The following is an 18,360-nucleotide window of genomic DNA, read 5'->3' as shown; positions in this document are numbered from 1 at the left end:
CTATTAAACCCTAATTTCTTTAATAACATAACCGTCAAGCTCTTACACCCCTTGCGGCTAGTCTCGTCAAAACTTCATCCCTGAACAATGGAAGCTCGTTCAGATAATTGACAAAGCTCAAAGCAACGCTGGCGTAACCGGCATGCGAAATCTTCTCCAGTTCATCCGCAACGTCATCCGGACTTCCGATGATAGGATAGCCTCCGTGGCCCCCAAGAAATCTGGTTTTGTATAATTTGTAATGCTCTGCAGAAAATGATTTACTACTCACGCCAAGTGAAGACATAAGATTTTCTGCCGCCTCATGATCTCCGCATTCTTCCGTATAGTATCGGTGATATTCTTCTGCTTCCTTGCGCGTATTTCGGCAAACAACATAGCAGTTAGTAGATACTGTTACATCTCTAAGGTATTTTTCTTTGGCGCTCCGCTTGATCGCCTCCACTTCCATCTTGCCTTTTTCGGGTGAGACCATCGTGATAAAGCAACTATCGGCGTTCCTCGCTCCGAAATCCTGGCCGGGACCCGACGCTCCGGCGTTCATGATGGGAGGGAGCACGCCACCTGTCGGCTTTGGATGCCCCTTCACGCCGCGCAAATTGAAATATTTGCCGCTCCAGTCGAATGGCTCGCTGCTCGTCCAAATTTTGCGAACAATGTCGAACCACTCCTGGCCGTATTCATACCTTCCCTCGGTCTCAAGCGAGAGCTTGATTCCGAACATGTCAAATTCAGCCTGACTCCAACCGCAGACTATATTGAGCCCGTATCGTCCGCCACCGATGTGATCCATTGTCGCAATCTGCTTGGCCGCGACCACCGGATGAAAATAGGAAACGTGTGTTGTGGCAAATACCGTTATCCCGGTAGTGGCCGCGAGAAGTCCCGCCGCCCAAGTAACCGTCTCCAAGACGCTCTCCTGAAACTGCGATTCTCCCCCAAAACCGCGCCAGCGCGCGATCGGAAGCATGAACTCCAGACCCGCTTCATCAGCCATGCGAGCAAGCGAGAGATTGTTATCCCAGTTCGCCTCCCACCGTTCTGGCACTGTCGTGGCTGCAAGGCCATTGGAACAGTTCGCGCCGAAGAGACCAATCTTCAAGGCATTGGCGCTGTGCATCCTGTTGCTCATTTTGGAGCTTATCCTTTCCCAAGATATCTGTAATTTTATTTGCGAGACAGCAAACTTCGTATCATCAGCTTTCCCCATTCATTGATCGGAACCGAGCGTACAGTTGCTCAGCTCCGCGCGCAAGGAGAGAAATATCGGTCCCAACGGCAATGAAACTGACGCCAAGTTCTAGATAACGCTTGGCCAATGCCTCATCCGCCATCAATATTCCGGCCGGGACGCCAAGCTTGTTGAGCTCTGCCAAGGCATTCTCGATCAACATCTGAACATCACAATGTTGCGCATTGCCGAGGTATCCCATGTCTGCGGCGAGATCCGAAGGCCCCAAAAATATCCCGTCAACACCTTCGACTTGTGCAATGGCATGCAGGTTTTTGATGGCCGCAACGGTCTCCAGTTGCACGACTACACAGATTTCTTCTGAGGCCTTTTGCAGATACCCCGCCCTGCGGTTCCAGCGACTTGCGCGCCCGATTGCCGAACCAACGCCCCGGATGCCATGTGGTGGATAACGCGTCGCCCGGACTATCCCTGTGGCCATCTCTGCCGTTTCGACCATGGGAACCATCAGGGAGCGCGCACCGATATCGAGGTATTGCTTGATCAAGACCGCATCTGCGCTTGGAATGCGCACCATTGGTTCAACAGGATAGGCAGCCGTGGCCTGAAGCTGGGCAAGAACTAGCGGAATGTCGTTCGGCGCGTGTTCCGCATCGATCAGCAGCCAGTCAAAACCCGAGCCTGCGCAAATTTCAGCCGTGTAGGGAGAGGCCAGCGCCTGCCACAGGCCGATCTGCGCGCGCCTTGCTCCGATGGCCGCCTTGAACGGATTCATAGGTGCCTCCTGCTTGGCACGGAGATGTTCACTCGAACTTACATGACACATGTCCAAAAGTTCCGAAATCGCCGACAATTTCACTTCCGGGAATGGCCTCGATAGGGCGGATGAATGATCCTGACAGGATAACCTGGCCGGCCTCAATCCTGTGGCCATAGGTCGCAAGACGTTGCGCCAGCAGGCAACCGACATCAAGGGGTTGTTCAAAACGCCGGCGCTCAGCCCCGTTTCCTCGACCTCACCATCGCGTGACACGATCGCGCCAAGCCAACGCATATCAAGTCCGGAGAAATCCGTGACCGCATCGCCAAGGACAAAACCGCCATCGGCCGCATTGTCCGAAATCGTGTCATAGACTGTGCGCAGCTTACCCGTCTGGGGATCCTTGCGAGCGATTCTTGTATCGAGAATTTCCAGCGCCGGAGCAATGTAATCCGTTGCAGCAAGGACATCTTCCGCCGCGGCCGTCCCTTCCAGCGGACCTTTCATCACGAACGCGATCTCGGCCTCTATCCGGGGTTGGATGAAGCGGCCAGGCACAATAACCGCGCCATTTGGAAAGCGCATCGATTCCAGCAGGGCCCCGGAGTCGGGAATGTCGATCGAAACCGACGCCTGCATAGCCTTGGATGTCAAGCCTATCTTCCAGCCAGCCAGCTTCTCCCCAGCGGCCAGTTTCATCCCGATCCAGCAATCCTGAATCGCATAAGCATCGTCCATCGTGATCTCTGGATAGATTTCGCTCAGAAGACGGATCTGCTTTCCGCTCCGCTCAGCCCCTTCGAGTGCCGACGCTGCGGCCTGAATGGCTTCGAAGTCGAGCGTGCGCCCGATCCGGCCACTTATGACAGGCGGGGTTGTAGACTGCATCAAGCTGCCACCTCTGCACGGTTGGTTGCAAATCCCTGCTCCACTCCCAGCAGGGCAAGAGGCTCCTTAAGGCTTTCCTGCCAAAGCAGGGATTCCATCACGAGGTTGAGTGGTTGATCCTGGATAGTGAGTTCATAGACCGGCTCATCGAAGCTGGCGTGATTGTGAACCGCCCAGCCCTCCGCCTGGCGTTCGACGGCCGCGACTACCGCGTCGATATGTTCGACCTTATCGGTCACGGCCGCACCCAGCGCAGCTGCACGTTGCAGAACTCGCGCAAGCCGAAATGCGAGAGTTCGCGGCCATAGCCGCTGTGTTTTACACCGCCGATCGGCACGCGCGGGTCCGAAGCGGACATGCCGTTGACGAAGACCGCGCCGGTCTCGATCCGCCGCGCCAGCCGGTCGGCGGCTTCGATATCCGCGGTCCACAAGGACGCCGACAGGCCAAAATCGCTGTCGTTGGCGATGCGCACCGCGTCCTCGGCATCCTCGGCGGTCATGATCGCGGCGACGGGTCCGAACGTCTCCTCGGCGCAGACGGGCATGTCGCGGGTCACGTCGACCAGGACCGTGGGCGGGTAGTAGGCTCCCGGCCCTTCCGGGATCTCGCCGCCGAGCAACAGCCGCGCGCCCATCGCCACGCTGCGGCAGACCTGGCCGTGAACATCGGACCGGGCGCGCACCCGCGCCATCGGACCCATCCACGTGTCGGGATCGAGGGGATCTCCGTACCGGATCCCGCGCGCCACCTCGACGAACCGGGCGACGAACGCTTCCATGATCGGGGCGGCGACGATGATCCGCTTCGCCGCGATGCACACCTGCCCGCAGTTCTGGAACCGCGCTTCGACGGCAGCGGCGACGGCAAGATCGAGATCGGCATCTGCGAGGACGATGAAGGGATCGGACCCGCCCAGCTCGAGCAGCGACTTCTTGATGTGGCGCCCGGCCTCGGCCGCCAGCGAGGCACCCGCGGCGACACCCGCGGTGACGGTGACGCCGACGATGCGACGGTCGGCGAGCAGACCGGTGACCAGAGCGCGATCGGCGTGGACAATGCCGAACAAACCCTCGGGGAAGGCCGCCGCCCGGAAACATTCGCTAAGCGCCCAGGCACTACCCTGAACATTGTCGGCATGTTTGAGCAGAAAGCCGTTACCTGCGCACATAATCGGCACGGCGGCGCGCAGCACCTGCCAGAGCGGGAAATTCCATGGCATCACGCCTAGCACCACGCCGAGCGGGAGATAGCTGATCGCCGCCGTGCCGTCGCCGCCGATATCGGGCGTCTCATCGGCAAGAAGCTGGACCAGATTATCGGCGTACCAGCGCACCAGCCGCGCGCATTTGTCGACCTCTGCGCCCGCCGCGCTTATCGGCTTGCCCATTTCGAGCGTAATCAGCCGGGCGAGCGCGTCGCGGCGCGCCTCCAGCATGTCGGCTAGGCGGCGAAAGGCCAGGGCGCGCTGATCAACGCTGTTCGTCCGCCAATTAGCGAAGGCGGCGTCTGCCGCTGCCACGACCTTCTCCAGCGCAGGCCCGTCGAGCGCGGGGTAGCGCGCGATTTCCTCGCCGGTGGCGGGATTGATCGAGATGACCTCGGTCCGCATGTCGATTGCCTTCCTGACTTTCAATAGACGCTGGGAGGAGGCGGGGCCGCGGCCTGCGCGGGCACGTCGCGGAAGCTTGCGGCCAGCGCCTCCGCCCCCCGCGCGAGCAGCGTGACATCGGTGCCAACCGCGACGAAGTTGGCGCCGAGTCCAAGATAGCGACGTGCCGCCTGCTCATTGGCGATTAGCATGCCCACCGGCTTGCCGGCGGCGCGCACCGCGGCGATGCCGGTCTCGATCATCGCCTGCACCTCGGGATGCATGGGATCGCCGAGATGGCCGAGATCGGCGGCGAGATCTGACGGGCCGATGAAGACGCCGTCGACGCCCTCGACACGCGCGATCGCGTCGATATCGGCGAGCGCCGCGCGGCTCTCGATCTGGACGAGCAGGCAGATTTCGGCTGCGGCGGCCTGCAGATAGTCCCGATGCCGGTTCCAGCGGCTAGCCCGCCCGATCGCGGAGCCTACGCCGCGAATGCCGTGGGGCGGATAGCGGGTGGCACGAACCATCGCCGCCGCGGCGCCAGCGTTCTCGATCATCGGCACCAGCAGCGTCCGCGCACCCAGATCGAGATATTGCTTGACCAAGACGGCGTCGCCGACTGGCAGGCGGACTACCGGCTCGACCGGATAGGCAGCCGCAGCCTGCAGCTGCGCCAGCACCGATCGCAGGTCGTTCGGTGCGTGCTCGCCGTCGATCAGCAACCAGTCGAAGCCGGCGCCCGCACAGATCTCACAGCAATAAGGGGAAGCCAGAGCCTGCCAGAGGCCGATTTGCGCGCGACCTTCGCCGATCGCCTGTTTGAAGGGATTGTGCATGACGTCCCGATCCTGGCCCGGTCTCAAAGGAAGCAGCAGGAAACGCGGCCGAAGCCGCCGAAATCCCCCAGGAAGCGGCTCCCCGGCGGAGCCTCGACGGGGCGGATGAACGATCCGGACAGCACAATCTGGCCTGCCTCGATGCGATCTCCATAGGCCGCCAGCCGCTCCACCAACCAGGCAAGGGACACCAGCGGATTGCCAAGCACGCCGGCACCGAGGCCGGTTTCCTCGACCTCGCCGTTGCGCGATACCACGGCGCCAACGAAGCGCAGATCTAGGCCGGCGAGATCGCGCACCGGCTCACCCATTACGATGCCGCCGTTGGCTGCGTTGTCCGCGATCGTGTCGCATATGGTGCGCGGCCGGCCATTGTGCGGATCCAGCCGGGTGACGCGCGTATCCAGTATCTCTAGCGCGGGTGCGACATAATCGGTCGCGGCGAGGATCGCCTCGATCGACGCGCGGGCTGGGTCGATCGTCTCCTTTATCACAAAGGCGATCTCTGCCTCGACCCGCGGCTGGATGAAACGCCCGGTCGGAATGTCGGCGCCGTTGGCGAAAGCCATGCTGCCCAGCAGCACGCCCGAATCGGGAATGTCGATCGAAAGCGCGGCCTGCATCGCCTTTGAGGTGAGGCCAATCTTCCAGCCGATCGCCGGATCGCCGGCCGCCCGCTTCATCCGCACCCATGCCGCCTGGACGGCATAGGCGTCGTCCATCGTCATGCCCGGATAGGTCTCGCTGAGCAGGCGGATCTGGCTGCGGTCGCGCTCGGCCGTCGCCAGGGCGTTCGCCGCATCGGCGATCGCCGCGTCGTTGAGCGTGACGCCGCCGAAGTCGTCGATGCGGCGCGCCTGCGCCATCAGCCTGACACCGCGGCGCGATTGGTGGCAAAGCCCTCCTCAGCCCCCAGCAGTGCCGGCGGCTCCTTCAGGCTTTCCTGCCACAGCAGCGATTCCATCGCGATGTTGAGCGGCTGATCCTGAATGGTCAGCTCATATACCGGCTCGTCGTAGCTTGCATGGTTATGGACCGACCAGCCGGGCGCGGAAAGCATCAGGTCGCCGGCCTTCCACTCATAGGTCTTGCCCTCGACGGTCGAGCGGCCCGAGCCGGAGAAATAATAGTTCACTGCCGCAGACGAGTGACGGTGCGGGCGATCGACGATCTTGGGCGGACGCACGGTCATCGTCGCGAAGAAGTTCGGCGTCGTGCCGTTGGTGCGACCGGTCATCGGGTTGTAGAGCAGGTACAAGCGGCGGCCGATATAGTCCTTGCCCAGCGCCTCAAGCTTGTCGAGATGCTCCTTCACCTGTTCCCAGGGCCAATATAGCGCGGGGCTGGTGACCGAAGGTGGATTGATCAGCCGCTCGTACGGCATCAGCCAGGCGCCTTCCTCGGTGAGCTGGAAAGTGCCATATGGGCTGGTGCGGCGATTGTCCTCGCCCTCGCCGCCTTCTTCGCGGTCGATGGACTTCAGCATCGGCTGGGGGTTTTCCTCGACGACATGAATGTTGAGCATGTCGAGCAGCGCGCCGTTGGAATAGGTGAGCCGCGCATAGACTTGTTCGCTGTTATTCTTGTGGCGATAAATCCGCATCGACGGCGTGTTCCATACGTCGTGGAGCGCGGTGGCACGGCGCTGACCGCTGATCTCGGTCTCGCCCTCGCCCCGGATAACGAAATTCACCTGCGTCGAATTCTGCCGGAAGGTTGCCGTCTCCTCGCCCGGCAGTAGAACATCGAGCGCGACTTCGATGCCGGGCGCGAGGCCGTTCGAGCGACGGTTCATCGGGTGGCGGAAATAGGAGCGGCGGCGGCCATTGGCCGGCTGCGGAAGCGCGGCGAGGCGCGATATCTCGGCGTCGATCGCCGCCTTGGAGATGACGATCGGCTCCCAGGGCGCTTCCTTTTCCGGGATCGGGCCGGTGGCATCGACGAATACGCTGCTGCTCATGGCGAAAAATCCTTCTATTGGTTCAGCGTCAGGCGCGGCGCTTGGCGAATGATCGGGGGAATGGCGCGGCCGAGCCCGGCCTCACGAGCCCGTCGGAAAATCTCGATGCCGAGCGACAGATCGGAAATGCCCATGCCCATCGCCTTGAAGACGGTCAGATCGGCATCGGCTGGCCGTACGCTGTCGCCAGCGACCAGCGCGGACAGCGGCTGAAGCCGCGCCCATTGCGCTTCGTCGTCGCCGAACGCGATCATGAATTCCTGGCTGAGCTTGCGCACTTGGGGAACGGAGTCCGCGCCGATGAGGGTGGCGCGTTCGAGCAGGGAGGGTTCGAACTCCACCCGCTCGGGCGTGATCGCGCCGACGGCGTTCAAGTGCACGCCGCGCGCCAGCATATCCCGCGTAATGACCGGCTCGCGCGCCCGCGTGACCAGAGTGACGATATCTGAGGCGTCCAGCGCCTCGTCAAGCGTCTGGGTGGCGATCGCCTCGATGCCCAGCTTCTGCTCGACCTTGGCGGCAAGCGCCTCGCGATTGGCCGCCGTCGGACTCCACACGGTGACCCGGTCGAGCCGCCGGACCGCCGCAACTGCGGCGACCTGAGTAATGCTCTGCTTGCCGGCACCGATCATAGCCAGGCGCGATGCGTCGGGCCGGGCCATCACGTCGGTGCCCACACCGCTGATCCCGCCCGTGCGCATCTGGCCAAGCGCGAACGCTTCGATCAGCGCGACGAGCGCACCGGTGCCGGCGTCGAGCAACATCAACAGGGGCATCGCGCCTCCTGCCGTATGGGCCCATGTCTTCGCGCCGACGATGTTCCAGCCCTCGAATACCGCGCCGATTGCGTGCAGGGTCGAGCCATTCGCCCAGGTCGCATGCGTCTTCACCATATTGGTCGCGCGGCTTGCGGCCTCCTCGCGAAGCCCGGCGCGCAAGGCGTCGATCGCCTCGGGCAACGCCATTAGCGAGACGACCTCGGCCTCGGAAATCCAGATCCCCTGGGTCAAGCGCCAGCCACCTCGAAAATCGACGGCACCGGCGGCGCCAGTTCCAGCCCGTTCACGATCATCGCATGGGTAATGTAGCGGCCGACCAGGAACATGACGGCGATCGTCTGTTCAGGGCCGATCGCATCTATCAACGCTTCCCGCTCCTCCGAAACGCCCCTGCCGCCGCGCTCGACCATCGCAACGACGAGACGCTGAACGGCACGCTCCGCATCTGAAAGATGAGGGGCGCTCTGCGGCGAGAGCTGCTCGACCGCCGCCACCCATTCCTCGCCGAAGCCCAGCTTCTTCGCCAGTTGCTCATGCTGATGAAGCTCGTAGCGGTTGTCGAGCAGTGTCGCGATGGTCAGCGCGCCGGTTTCGGTCAGGCGGTCTGGCAGCGCCTTCTTCAGCGCCTCGGTCATCTCCATGAAGGGAGCCAGCACATCGGGCTGTGCGCCAGCGCATTTGAAGAACTCACCCAGATAGCCGAGCCGCTCGACGCGAGCACGAAGCACATCCTGGACGCGCGGCGCCAACGCACCGAATTCCAACCGTGCAATGCGGTCGCTCATATCGCCGAAGGCTCCTTGTCGTTGAACTGACTGTCGGACGGATGGCGATTCGACTGAAATACTTTATACGACTGATGGTGATACCAAGGAGATATAGCGATGGACCTTCGGCAGATGCGGTACGTCATCGCGATCGCGGAGGAACTAAACTTCACGCGTGCCGCGCGCCGGTGCAACATCTCCCAGCCGCCTCTCAGTCGGGCGATTCGCGAGCTGGAGAACGAGATCGGCGCGCGTCTGTTTGATCGCGACAAGCACCATGTTGCGCTCACGCCTGCGGGCAAGGTGTTCATCGCCGACGCGCGCAAGGCGCTGGAGATATTGGACGACGGATCGGCACGCGCGCGCCGCTTCGCCGAGGGGCTGAGCGGGACGCTCGATATCGGCTTCGGCGGATCGACGGTCTATGCGCTGGTCCCCGCGCTGGTGCGACGCTTCCGCGAAACAACTCCGGAAGTCGAGATCGTTTTCCACGCCATGTCAGTGCTTCATCAGATCGAGGCGCTGCGCTTGGGTGAGATCGATGTCGGCACCGTACGGCTGCCGATTTTTGACGAATTGATCGAGACGCGCTTCGTGCACAGCGAGCCCCTGATCGTGGCACTGCCGGTCGGCCATCCCCTGCTTTCGGATAGTGGCGCCATCGGAATCGATGCTCTGCGTGCGAGCCCGTTCGTCGCCTATCAGCCGACGCGCGGCTTCAACGTCCACGCGGATCTGCAGGCGCTTTGCCGTCTCGCCGGTTTCGATCCGACCCCACATGCCTTCCAGATCGAATTTCGGGCCGATCGCGGCGCGGATGATCGCAAGGGTGCGGATATAGGCCAGTTCCTCGGCCGCCGCGGAGAAGAAGCCGCGATGTGGGTTGGCAAAGCCATGGCCGGCCTTGTTATACATCCATAGCGACACATTATCATGCCGTTCCGCCAGCGCCGCGATCGGTGCGATGTCGGCCGCGCAATCCTGGTCTTCCGTACCGAAATGGAAGCCCAGCGGGATTCTGACCTGCTCCAGTTCGTCCAGATGATCGGTGATGCCGACGCCATAATAAGCCACGGCGCAGTCGATGTCAGTGCGGGCGGCCGCCATCGCGGCCAGTCGACCGCCCAGGCAAAAACCCACGGCGCCCACGCCGCCACGCTGTTCCGGCATCGCGCGCAGAGCGCCGATCGTCGCCTTTATATCGTCGATGGCCAGATTCAGGTCGAACTGCCGGTATATGTCCATCGCACGGTCGAACTCCGCGTCGGTCAGTTCGACCCCGGCTTCGATCCGCCAGTAAAGATCTGGCACAGTGACGACATAGCCGTCGCTTGCGAAACGATCAGCCATGTCGCGCATGAACTGCGTCACGCCGAACGCTTCCTGCAGCAGGACAAGGCCCGGCCCGCTGCCGCCTTCCGGCATCGCGACATAGGCGTTGAAGCGGCCGCCATCGGCCGCAGTGATTTCAACCAGATTGCCCATCACTCATACTCCCTTGGCGTTCGCGGTGGATCAACATAAAGGCCACCCAGCCCCTCATCTCCGCCCGTTCAGTCGACCGAGCCACGCCAGATGGTCACGCCCCCATCGATCATGTGTGATGCGCCGGTGGTGAAGGAGGAGTCATCGGACGCGAGGTAGCAGACGAGCTTGCCAATCTCTTCGGGCGTTCCCATGCGCGGGATCAGGTTACCTCCGGTAAAGCCCTTGAGCGCGGCGGCGCGGACTTGCGGATCTTCGATGATGTCGAAATATTTGTCGAGCAGAGGCGTCTTGATCGTGCCGGGATTGATGCAATTGACCCGGATGCCGAACTGCGCCAGATCGACCGCCATCGCCTTGGTCAGCATCAATACGCCGCCCTTGGTCGCGCAATAGGCGGGCGATACCGGCATGGCCGTGAAAGAGGCCATTGATGCGGTGTTGATGATCGACGCGCCCTTGGAATCGCGCAGCCAGGGCAGAGCGGCGCGCACAGCATACCAGATGGACCGCAGATTGACTTCGTAGACGATATCCCAGATGTCGTCGTCCATTTCGTGCACCGCGGTTTTCTGGGCCAGATCGGTTTCATGCGTGCCGGCATTGTTGTGCAGCACGTCGATGCCACCGAAATGATCCGCCGCACCCTGCATCAATGCCGCGATCTCGGCCTTGTTGCGCACGTCGCAGGCGATGAACGTGGCATCGCCGCCCAGATCCCGAATTTCCGATACGGTTTTCTGCCCACCGTCGGGGTTGCGATCGCTAACGACGATCCGGCCGCCCGCCTTGGCCAGTTCGATCGCGCAGCCACGGCCAATGCCCTGGGCAGCGCCGGTCACGACGCAGACTTTTCCATTCATGCTGCTACTCATATCCGCTCTCCTTGCATGATTTGCCGCCGGCTTTCGGTGCCGATCCAGGCTTAGAAATAAAAAGAGTGATTGCTCACTCCTTATTTTTTTGGTTTAGTTTGCATGCTATATTCGTGTCAAGATAGCAGATGAGGCTAGCTGACGGGAGAGTGAAGATCAGGCATGACTAAAAATCCAGACGCTCTCGCCAGGCAGCAGGAACGCGCGCAAATGCGACGCGAGCAGGTCCTAGCGGCTGCCGAGCAATGTTTCCGGCGCGAGGGATTTCATGCTGCCAGCGTTAATCGGATCGCCGCGGAGGCGGGCATGAGCGTTGGGCATGTCTATCGTCATTTCGATAATAAGGAGGACATCATCCTCACCCTGTGCGAGCGTAAGTTCGCAGACTATATCAATCATACGCCCGGCCTGGCTGTTCATACGAAGATGGATACGGATGCGGTCGTCAATACGGCGCTCGATGATTTCGATTGGCTGGTCGATCCGGTCCAGGCGCGATACGTCATGGATGTGTTCGCCGAATCGGGGCGTAGCGAACAGATCAACAGCATCGTGGCCGATCAGGACTATCGCCTGCGGCATAATGCTCGTGTCCTGCTGGAACCTTATTTCCCGCCCGAACGGCCTGAAGAACTGGAATGCAGGGTCGAAATGCTCGTCCTTGTGCTCGAAGGCCTGATGATGCGGACGGTGGCAAATCCCGAAGGCGACAAGGCGCGCTTGAAACTTGCCTTCCGCCACCTGATGCGAGCGATACTCCAGTAGCGCCTTCAGGCCGGACTGCCTCCGCCCCGGTCACGGGACCATGGGCTTGAACGGTCTGTCGATGAGGAACGGCACTGCCCGGGACCGAGGATTTGTCGCGCGTGCGCCTGGTTGACAGGTGAATATGCCTTCGCCCTTGACAAGCGAGATATTTATGGACATGTCCATTTAGAAGCAGGTACGGGTACTACGAACGCACCTTTGAATGTGCTGCTGGTAGCGGAGAGGATGTCCAAGTTATTTACTGCTGAGCAATGCCGAGCTGTTCGCCAGCTATAATATCCAGGTCGAAAAGACCCGCATCGCCGAGGCCGGTTACAGCGTGCCCGGCCCGTGTCGCCCACCCTATGACGTGTTCCCGGAGGAATATGCCGAAGCGTCGCGGGAGTGTGGCCGTCGCTGGAAACTGTTGCGCGAAGAAGTGGCTGCAATGAAGGAGACAGCGCTGTGAGCATCGGGACGCCTGTCAAGGATCCCGCTATCCGCGCCGAACTGGAAGCACTGATCGCCGAGCATGCCTATCGGCTGGATTTTCATCTGTCGGAAAATCTGGGCGATCTCTACACGGAAGATGGCTGCCTGATCGGTGCCGGGCCGGACTGTATCGGACGCGAGGCGGTCAATGCCTATGGTCGCAGCCGGGCTGAGGCCCGGACGCGTCGTGCCCGCCATGTGGCGACCAATTTCCGATTCTGGGAAGATGGCGCCGATCAGATCAGGGGCGTGTGCTTCATCATGCTGTTCCGGTCGAGCGGCCCGGACCTGACCCCGGCGGAGCCGATTGCGCTGGCGGACGCACATGACATCTACCGGCGCGAAGCGGAGGGCGTATGGCGCATCCGCGAACGCCGGATCGTCCTGTCGTTCGAATCCGAAGCCCACAAAGCCAAATAATCATACAGGTTCATCCGCCGGAAGCGCGGAGCATCTTCAAGGAGAGTTGTTATGGCCTATACGGATTTTTCCGGGTAAAGCCTGACCGAACTGGTATCGCTCGCCGGCCGCACCGCCGTTGTCACGGGCGGCGGCGCAGGGCTTGGCCGCGCGATAGCGCTGCGTCTTGCGGAAGCGGGCGCGACGCTGGTCATCGGGGACCTTAATCAGGCCGAAGCGCAGGCGGTCGCGACCGATCTGACGCAGTTCGGCGGCCAGCATCATGGCGTCGGCATGGATGTGCGCGACCATGACTCGATCACGGCGCTTGCCGATCTGGCTGTGGCACGGACGGGCCAGCTCGACATCTGGGTGAACAATGCCGGCATCTTCCCCGCCGGCGGCGTGCTCGAAATCACCGACAGCGATTGGGGGACGGTGCTCGACATCAACCTGCGGGGCACGTTTTTCGGCGCGCGTGAGGCGGCGTTGCGGATGAAGCAGAACAGGGGCGTGATTATCAATCTGGCGTCGACCGCCGGGTTTGACTGCACCAACGGCCTGAACCCTGCTCATTATGTGGCGTCCAAACATGCGGTGGTGGGCCTGACCAAAAGCCTTGCGGTCGAACTGGGGCACAAGGGCATTCGCGTGGTTGGCGTCGCCCCGACGATGACCGAAACGGACGGCGTCGCGGCCATGCGCCGTCGTGGCGAGGAGGTGAACGCCGGGTTGAACATGTTTGCCAGCCGCCTGCCGCTGGGACGATCGGGGCGGCCCGACGACGTTGCGCGTGTCGTCCAGTTCCTCGCGTCGAACATGGCCGGCTTTGTGACCGGCAGCGTCATTCCCGTCGATGGAGGAGAATTGGCCGGCTGATCGATCGCGCGGCCTGTCCGGCGGACAGGTCAGGCGCGGGCAATCACTCTCCGCCCGCACCTGTGGGCGCGCGATCCGTGCCCGATTGACCTATGCCGGTCGCGCGGTCATTGCATTTGGATCCGCAGGATTTTCACATGTGTGTATCGGGACTATGGATATGACAGGGGAATTCCAAGACCTACGGATGCCTGGACTGGAGATTGACCGTGACGCGTGTGAGAGAGCGAAACAAGGCTGAGAAAAGGGAGCGCATAAGGCTGGCGGCCCTGAAGCTGTTTGCCGAACATGGCTATGACGCCACGACCTTGCGCGACGTGGCGCACGAAGCGCATGTGGCCCTGGGTACATTGTCGCTATATGCTGCGGACAAGCGTGACCTGACGCTGCTGGTGTTCAACGAAATCACCCTTGAGATCATGGAACATGCGATCGATCTGGTAAGGGCGGCGGACCAGCCGCTCGATGAGCGTATCCTCGCCTTTTTCAGCCCCTTTTATCGTGACTGGGCCAGCAATCCGCGTCTCGCCCGCATCTTTCTTCAGGTCAATTATTATTCCGGCGGCATGCACGGCGAGGAATATAAGCGCACACGCCGCGCCGTCGCACGGCAGGTTGAACTGCTGGTGGAGGATGCGATCCGTAAAGGAGAGATCAATCCCGGCGAAACGACCGAGATGATCGCCCAGAATTTCTTCCTTATCTTTTCGGCGACGGCCCGTTTCTGGATCGGTGGCGACGATCCGGTGGCCGACGAGGGCATCGCCTATCTCGGACGATTGATAAAGTTGCAGATCGTTGGATTGAAGCCCAGGCCGATCAGCAGCCGGGCGATCAAGGCCGTTTCCCCCGCGCGACCCCGCAGTCAGGCGAAAAAAGCCCGAATGGACGGTTGATCTATCGCGACAGGCGGGAAGCGGGCGGGGTGCCCGGCCGTTGCCATATGGACTGCGCTCGTCTCCAGCTTGCTTTGCCGCGCGACGCGATATTTCCGGGAGGGGCCACGTTGCCGCCGTCGCGCCGGGGATGATCAGCGGTCAGTACGAATGCGCCGGGATCGCCGGGCCTGACAGCTGGTAGTCGTGCAAGGGACAGCAGCGGCAAAAGCTGCGGAATCTCATTCAGGGTCTCTGCCATATTTTATTGAAAATATGGACATGTTCATTATGTAAGAGCGATCGATCTTGACATGGGCAAAAGCCCGGTCGAAAATGGACGTGTTCATAATTAATATATGATCTATCCGGCCGAAAACCGGCGGTTCGGGATTTGGAGAGCGAAGGCATAATGACGCGCAGCAACAGTTCAGATCGTGTCGCAGGCATCCACAGGATCGCCCTGCAAATGCCGGACATGGCCGAGGCCGTGCGTTTTTATCGCGACACCTGGAAGCTGCGACCGGCGGGCAAGGATGGTGAGTATCACGCCTTTCGCACGGCCGATTGCGCGCATGACGATTTCCTGCTGAAGCAGGGGCCTTCGCGGATTGCGCATCTGGCCTTCGCCGTCGCTTCGATGGAGGCACTGGACGGATTTGCCGCGCGGCTTGCGGCAGCCGGCTTTCGGGTGTCGGTCCCCGGAGATGCGCTGCCGCGCAGCGACGCGGCGGCCATTGCGGTGACGGACCCGGACGGCCGGGAAGTGAGGCTGGTCGTGCCAGCCGGGGATACGGCTCCCGCGTCAGGCGACATCGATCCTCTCGGCCCGCTCGCCATCGGCCATGTCGTATTGTGGACGCCCGATCAGCCGGCCGCTGAACAATTTTACGGGCTTCTGGGGTTTCAGGTGACCGACCGGACCCATGCGGGCATGTCCTTCCTGCGCTGCAATGCGGACCATCACACGCTGGCGCTGATGAAAAGCAAGACCGGGCGGACGGGCGTGCAGCATATCGCCTTCGATGTGGGGTCGCTGGACAATGTGATGCGCAATTTCGGGCGGCTGCGCGATCAGGGGCTGGATTGCGCCTGGGGTGTCGGACGGCATGGGCCGGGCAATAATATATTCAGCTATTATGCCGATCCGGCGGGCAATTTCGTCGAATATTATGGCGACATGGAAGTATTTCCGGTCGACGATCTGGTTGAAGCCCGGATCTGGGGACCGGAGCATAAGGGTGACATATGGGGGGTCGCCGGTATCCCCCCGCTGGCCTTTCGCGAATAGCGCCCGGCGTCCGCCTCTCTGCTGATTTGATGAGGCCGCATGGCGATGCGGCAACGGAGTAATGTTATGAATGGCCTGACGAAATCCACCCGCATGTTGATCGGCGGTGAACTTGTGGAGAGCGAGGGTGGCGCGTGGATGGACGCGATTAACCCTGCGACGGAAGATGTGATCGGTCGCTTTCCTGCGGGTAACGATCGCGACGTTGCGAAGGCGGTGGACGCGGCGGACAGGGCATGGCCACAATGGAATGCGATGGGCGTCGCCGCGCGGGCCGAAGCCATGCGCAATTTCGGCCGCAAGATCCTGGAACGGGCTGACGAGCTGCTTGAGGTCGAAGTGCGCGACACCGGCAACACGATCGCGCCGATGCGAGGCGATGTGAAGCATGGCGTGGCGAGTATCGATTATTATGCGGGGCTTGGTTATGAACTGAAGGGCGAAACCATCCCCGCTACCCCGGACAATCTGCACTTCACAGTGCGCGAACCTTACGGCGTCGTGGCGCGGATCGTGCCCTTTAACCATCCGGTGATGTTCGCGACGGCGCGCACCGCGGGCGCGCTGATGGCAGGCAATGCGGTCGTGGTGAAGCCGCCCGAAACCGCCTCGCTTTCGGCTTTGATCCTGTCGGAGATCGCACGGGAAGCGCTGCCGCCCGGCGTGTTCAACATCGTGACCGGTACCGGCGCTGGCGTGGGCGCGCCGCTGGTGCGGCACCCGGCGGTCAAGCGCATCGCGTTCATCGGCTCGGCGGGCACCGGCATGGCGATCCAGCGGATGGCGGCGGAAGTGGCGGTCAAGCATGTGACGCTGGAACTGGGCGGCAAGAACCCGATGATCGTGTTCCCCGATGTCGATCCGCAATCGATCATCGCATCGGCGATCGCCGGCATGAACTTTTCGTGGCAGGGTCAGTCATGCGGATCGACCAGCCGGCTGCTCCTTCACGAGAGCATTTATGACGAGGTGGTGGCGGGTCTGGTCGAACGGATCAACGCGATCCGGGTCGGCGATCCGATGGACGAAACCAGCCAGATGGGGGCGATCAACTCGAAGGTCCAGTATGACAAGGTGTTGAACTATATCGAGATGGCGAAGCGCGAAGGCGCAACGCTGCTTGCCGGTGGTCAGCGCCCGACCGGTCCGGGTTTTGAAAAAGGCTTCTGGGTGCGTCCGACATTGTTCGGGGACGTGACCCAGGACATGCGCATCGCCAATGAGGAAGTGTTCGGTCCGCTTCTCTCCGTCATGAAATGGTCGACTTTCGATCAGGCGCTGGAGATCGCCAATGCGGTCGATCTGGGGCTTACCGCGTCGATCTGGACCAACAATATCGACGATGCGCTCGGCGCCGCACGACGCGTGCGCGCCGGCTACGTCTGGATCAATTCGGTCGGCCCGCATTATCCCGCGATGAACTACGGCGGTTATAAGAATAGCGGCACCGGGCGCGAGGAGGGATTGGAGGAAATGCTCTCCTATACCGAACAGAAGGTCTACAATATCGCCTTGCGGCGTTAGGAGCCATGGAGATGGATGTCGGACTGCTCGACCATTATAATATCCTGACGCGCAAGCTGGATGAAACCGTGCGCTTCTACGAACGGGCGCTGGGCATGCGATCCGGCCCGCGCCCGCCCTTCGACGTGCCGGGGGCATGGCTGTATCGCGGCGATCATCCCGTCGTCCATGTCATCGACATCGCCGGAACGACGATGGAGCAAGGCGCGGGGGCGGGGGCGGTGGATCATATCGCCTTTCTGAGCCACGGCTTTGCGGCGATGAAACGGCATCTGGACGAACAGCGCGTCCCTTTCTCCGTCAACCTCGTCCCCAACAGCACCCGGTGCCAGATTTTCGTTCGCGACCCCAATGACATCCAGCTGGAACTGAATTTCGAGGTCAGGGACGAAGACGCGGTCGATATGCCGGAGGCGAATGCCCAGTCGATGCCGGGACAGCCGCGCTGAACATCAGCAACTGACCATAGGGGATTCAGACCGGTAGGCACGCGGGGGCATGCCATAGGCTTTGCGAAACAGGGTCGCGAAATGGCCTGAAGCATTGAACCCGCAAGCGAAGGCGATATCGGTGATCGAAAGGTGCGACGCGTTCCGCAGCATCCCGGCGGCCGCCTTCAACCGGACCTTTAGAATATAGTCCGATGGGGTGGTATCGGCGGTGGTCAGCGCAAGCTGGATATAACGGCCGCTGACGCCGAAATACCGGGCGATCGTTCCGGTGGAGAGATCCGGGTCATCGAAGTTCATCTCGATGTGGCGTTGCACCCGCGAGCACAGGTCGCGCCGAGGGGTGCGGATCTGCCCGTCGCCATTGGCCGGCCTGGCGAAGCGCAGCATATGCAGGACTTTGTTGCATATCAAAGTGATGGATTCCCTTGAGGAATCGGAAGACGTAGATGGTCGGGATGCCCAAGCCGACGCCCACGAAGTATCGCACGACCAACTGGCCCGAGTATAACGCTGCGCTGAAGAGGCGCGGGTCGCTGGAGGTTTGGTTTGATCCTGGGATGGC

The 18,360-nt window shown here is 61.6% G+C and carries 19 protein-coding genes and 2 pseudogenes; 9 read left to right on the top strand and 12 right to left on the bottom strand.

The window, feature by feature from the left end:
* Positions 1-34: 34 nt before the first annotated feature.
* From PYV00_RS08990 to PYV00_RS08950, 9 genes are all read right to left on the bottom strand, one after another.
* The gene (locus PYV00_RS08990) at positions 35-1,132 is read right to left on the bottom strand and encodes an LLM class flavin-dependent oxidoreductase (protein ID WP_007015353.1); all 1,098 of its coding nucleotides are present in this window, start codon (positions 1,130-1,132) and stop codon (positions 35-37) included.
* 64 nt (positions 1,133-1,196) lie between these two features.
* Positions 1,197-2,840, bottom strand: a complete 1,644-nt coding sequence (locus PYV00_RS08985; RefSeq protein ID WP_275227946.1) for an aldolase/citrate lyase family protein — start codon at positions 2,838-2,840, stop codon at positions 1,197-1,199.
* Entirely contained in the window at positions 2,840-3,079 is a 240-nt protein-coding gene (locus tag PYV00_RS08980) for a hypothetical protein (RefSeq protein WP_037486814.1), read from the bottom strand. The genes PYV00_RS08985 and PYV00_RS08980 overlap by 1 nt, the downstream gene beginning before the upstream one ends.
* Positions 3,076-4,452, bottom strand: a complete 1,377-nt coding sequence (locus PYV00_RS08975) for an aldehyde dehydrogenase family protein (protein WP_275227945.1) — start codon at positions 4,450-4,452, stop codon at positions 3,076-3,078. Before PYV00_RS08975 ends, PYV00_RS08980 begins: the two co-directional genes overlap by 4 nt.
* Before the next feature lie 20 nt (positions 4,453-4,472).
* Positions 4,473-5,273 (bottom strand): 4-hydroxy-2-oxoheptanedioate aldolase, encoded by an 801-nt coding sequence (gene hpaI / locus PYV00_RS08970; protein WP_037486817.1) that lies wholly within the window; start codon positions 5,271-5,273, stop codon positions 4,473-4,475.
* 23 nt (positions 5,274-5,296) lie between these two features.
* The gene (gene hpaH / locus PYV00_RS08965; RefSeq protein ID WP_275227943.1) at positions 5,297-6,139 is read right to left on the bottom strand and encodes a 2-oxo-hept-4-ene-1,7-dioate hydratase; all 843 of its coding nucleotides are present in this window, start codon (positions 6,137-6,139) and stop codon (positions 5,297-5,299) included.
* Positions 6,139-7,233: a cupin domain-containing protein gene (locus tag PYV00_RS08960; protein ID WP_037486818.1), complete on the bottom strand. Its 1,095-nt coding sequence runs from the start codon at positions 7,231-7,233 to the stop codon at positions 6,139-6,141. Before PYV00_RS08960 ends, hpaH begins: the two co-directional genes overlap by 1 nt.
* Positions 7,234-7,247: 14 nt before the next feature.
* The gene (locus PYV00_RS08955; protein ID WP_037486820.1) at positions 7,248-8,243 is read right to left on the bottom strand and encodes an ornithine cyclodeaminase family protein; all 996 of its coding nucleotides are present in this window, start codon (positions 8,241-8,243) and stop codon (positions 7,248-7,250) included.
* The gene (locus PYV00_RS08950) at positions 8,240-8,797 is read right to left on the bottom strand and encodes a carboxymuconolactone decarboxylase family protein (protein ID WP_037486821.1); all 558 of its coding nucleotides are present in this window, start codon (positions 8,795-8,797) and stop codon (positions 8,240-8,242) included. Before PYV00_RS08950 ends, PYV00_RS08955 begins: the two co-directional genes overlap by 4 nt.
* Before the next feature lie 99 nt (positions 8,798-8,896).
* Between PYV00_RS08950 and PYV00_RS24395 the strand changes: the two genes are divergently transcribed.
* Positions 8,897-9,700 (top strand): LysR family transcriptional regulator, encoded by an 804-nt coding sequence (locus PYV00_RS24395; protein ID WP_150113452.1) that lies wholly within the window; start codon positions 8,897-8,899, stop codon positions 9,698-9,700.
* Here the strand turns inward: PYV00_RS24395 and PYV00_RS08940 are convergent.
* A pseudogene (locus PYV00_RS08940) lies at positions 9,605-10,264 on the bottom strand (dienelactone hydrolase family protein); the annotation flags it as partial. The gene PYV00_RS24395 and the pseudogene PYV00_RS08940 sit on opposite strands and share 96 nt — an antisense overlap.
* 68 nt (positions 10,265-10,332) lie before the next feature.
* A complete protein-coding gene (locus PYV00_RS08935) occupies positions 10,333-11,139 on the bottom strand; it encodes an SDR family NAD(P)-dependent oxidoreductase (protein WP_051585684.1) in 807 nt (268 codons plus the stop codon).
* A gap of 162 nt (positions 11,140-11,301) precedes the next feature.
* Between PYV00_RS08935 and PYV00_RS08930 the strand changes: the two genes are divergently transcribed.
* From PYV00_RS08930 to PYV00_RS08900, 7 genes are all read left to right on the top strand, one after another.
* Entirely contained in the window at positions 11,302-11,904 is a 603-nt protein-coding gene (locus tag PYV00_RS08930; RefSeq protein WP_081796454.1) for a TetR/AcrR family transcriptional regulator, read from the top strand.
* A 447-nt stretch (positions 11,905-12,351) separates the two neighbouring features.
* Positions 12,352-12,798 carry a nuclear transport factor 2 family protein gene (locus PYV00_RS08925; protein WP_051585685.1) on the top strand — a complete coding sequence of 149 codons (447 nt, stop codon included), beginning with the start codon at positions 12,352-12,354 and terminating at the stop codon, positions 12,796-12,798.
* Between the two features lie 81 nt (positions 12,799-12,879).
* A complete protein-coding gene (locus tag PYV00_RS08920) occupies positions 12,880-13,656 on the top strand; it encodes an SDR family NAD(P)-dependent oxidoreductase (RefSeq protein ID WP_129405292.1) in 777 nt (258 codons plus the stop codon).
* A gap of 209 nt (positions 13,657-13,865) precedes the next feature.
* Positions 13,866-14,552 carry a TetR/AcrR family transcriptional regulator gene (locus PYV00_RS08915; RefSeq protein ID WP_067737554.1) on the top strand — a complete coding sequence of 229 codons (687 nt, stop codon included), beginning with the start codon at positions 13,866-13,868 and terminating at the stop codon, positions 14,550-14,552.
* Between the two features lie 391 nt (positions 14,553-14,943).
* Positions 14,944-15,822: a VOC family protein gene (locus PYV00_RS08910; RefSeq protein ID WP_051585687.1), complete on the top strand. Its 879-nt coding sequence runs from the start codon at positions 14,944-14,946 to the stop codon at positions 15,820-15,822.
* 66 nt (positions 15,823-15,888) lie between these two features.
* The gene (locus tag PYV00_RS08905) at positions 15,889-17,346 is read left to right on the top strand and encodes an aldehyde dehydrogenase family protein (RefSeq protein ID WP_051585688.1); all 1,458 of its coding nucleotides are present in this window, start codon (positions 15,889-15,891) and stop codon (positions 17,344-17,346) included.
* A gap of 11 nt (positions 17,347-17,357) precedes the next feature.
* Entirely contained in the window at positions 17,358-17,795 is a 438-nt protein-coding gene (locus PYV00_RS08900) for a VOC family protein (protein WP_275227942.1), read from the top strand.
* A 3-nt stretch (positions 17,796-17,798) separates the two neighbouring features.
* Here the strand turns inward: PYV00_RS08900 and PYV00_RS08895 are convergent, their stop codons facing one another.
* Positions 17,799-18,185 carry a helix-turn-helix domain-containing protein gene (locus tag PYV00_RS08895; RefSeq protein ID WP_129405295.1) on the bottom strand — a complete coding sequence of 129 codons (387 nt, stop codon included), beginning with the start codon at positions 18,183-18,185 and terminating at the stop codon, positions 17,799-17,801.
* A gap of 68 nt (positions 18,186-18,253) precedes the next feature.
* Here PYV00_RS08895 and PYV00_RS08890 point away from each other — a divergent pair.
* Positions 18,254-18,360 (top strand): annotated as a pseudogene (locus PYV00_RS08890) (IS5/IS1182 family transposase); the annotation flags it as partial.

The sequence above is a fragment of the Novosphingobium album (ex Liu et al. 2023) genome, assembly GCF_029076845.1.
Classification (GTDB): domain Bacteria; phylum Pseudomonadota; class Alphaproteobacteria; order Sphingomonadales; family Sphingomonadaceae; genus Novosphingobium.
Note: the sequence above shows the minus strand (reverse complement) of the source record. Positions and strands in the feature narration are given on the sequence as shown.

Excerpts from the sequence above, each read along its gene's own strand:
- hpaI (WP_037486817.1), bottom strand. The coding sequence starts at position 5,273 with ATGCACAATCCCTTCAAACAGGCGATCGGCGAAGGTCGCGCGCAAATC.
- hpaH (WP_275227943.1), bottom strand. The coding sequence starts at position 6,139 with ATGGCGCAGGCGCGCCGCATCGACGACTTCGGCGGCGTCACGCTCAAC.
- PYV00_RS08900 (WP_275227942.1), top strand. The coding sequence starts at position 17,358 with ATGGATGTCGGACTGCTCGACCATTATAATATCCTGACGCGCAAGCTG.
- PYV00_RS08895 (WP_129405295.1), bottom strand. The coding sequence starts at position 18,185 with ATGCTGCGCTTCGCCAGGCCGGCCAATGGCGACGGGCAGATCCGCACC.
- PYV00_RS08975 (WP_275227945.1), bottom strand. The coding sequence starts at position 4,452 with ATGCGGACCGAGGTCATCTCGATCAATCCCGCCACCGGCGAGGAAATC.
- PYV00_RS08990 (WP_007015353.1), bottom strand. The coding sequence starts at position 1,132 with ATGAGCAACAGGATGCACAGCGCCAATGCCTTGAAGATTGGTCTCTTC.
- PYV00_RS24395 (WP_150113452.1), top strand. The coding sequence starts at position 8,897 with ATGGACCTTCGGCAGATGCGGTACGTCATCGCGATCGCGGAGGAACTA.
- PYV00_RS08910 (WP_051585687.1), top strand. The coding sequence starts at position 14,944 with ATGACGCGCAGCAACAGTTCAGATCGTGTCGCAGGCATCCACAGGATC.
- PYV00_RS08950 (WP_037486821.1), bottom strand. The coding sequence starts at position 8,797 with ATGAGCGACCGCATTGCACGGTTGGAATTCGGTGCGTTGGCGCCGCGC.
- PYV00_RS08905 (WP_051585688.1), top strand. The coding sequence starts at position 15,889 with ATGAATGGCCTGACGAAATCCACCCGCATGTTGATCGGCGGTGAACTT.
- PYV00_RS08935 (WP_051585684.1), bottom strand. The coding sequence starts at position 11,139 with ATGAGTAGCAGCATGAATGGAAAAGTCTGCGTCGTGACCGGCGCTGCC.
- PYV00_RS08985 (WP_275227946.1), bottom strand. The coding sequence starts at position 2,840 with ATGCAGTCTACAACCCCGCCTGTCATAAGTGGCCGGATCGGGCGCACG.
- PYV00_RS08960 (WP_037486818.1), bottom strand. The coding sequence starts at position 7,233 with ATGAGCAGCAGCGTATTCGTCGATGCCACCGGCCCGATCCCGGAAAAG.
- PYV00_RS08930 (WP_081796454.1), top strand. The coding sequence starts at position 11,302 with ATGACTAAAAATCCAGACGCTCTCGCCAGGCAGCAGGAACGCGCGCAA.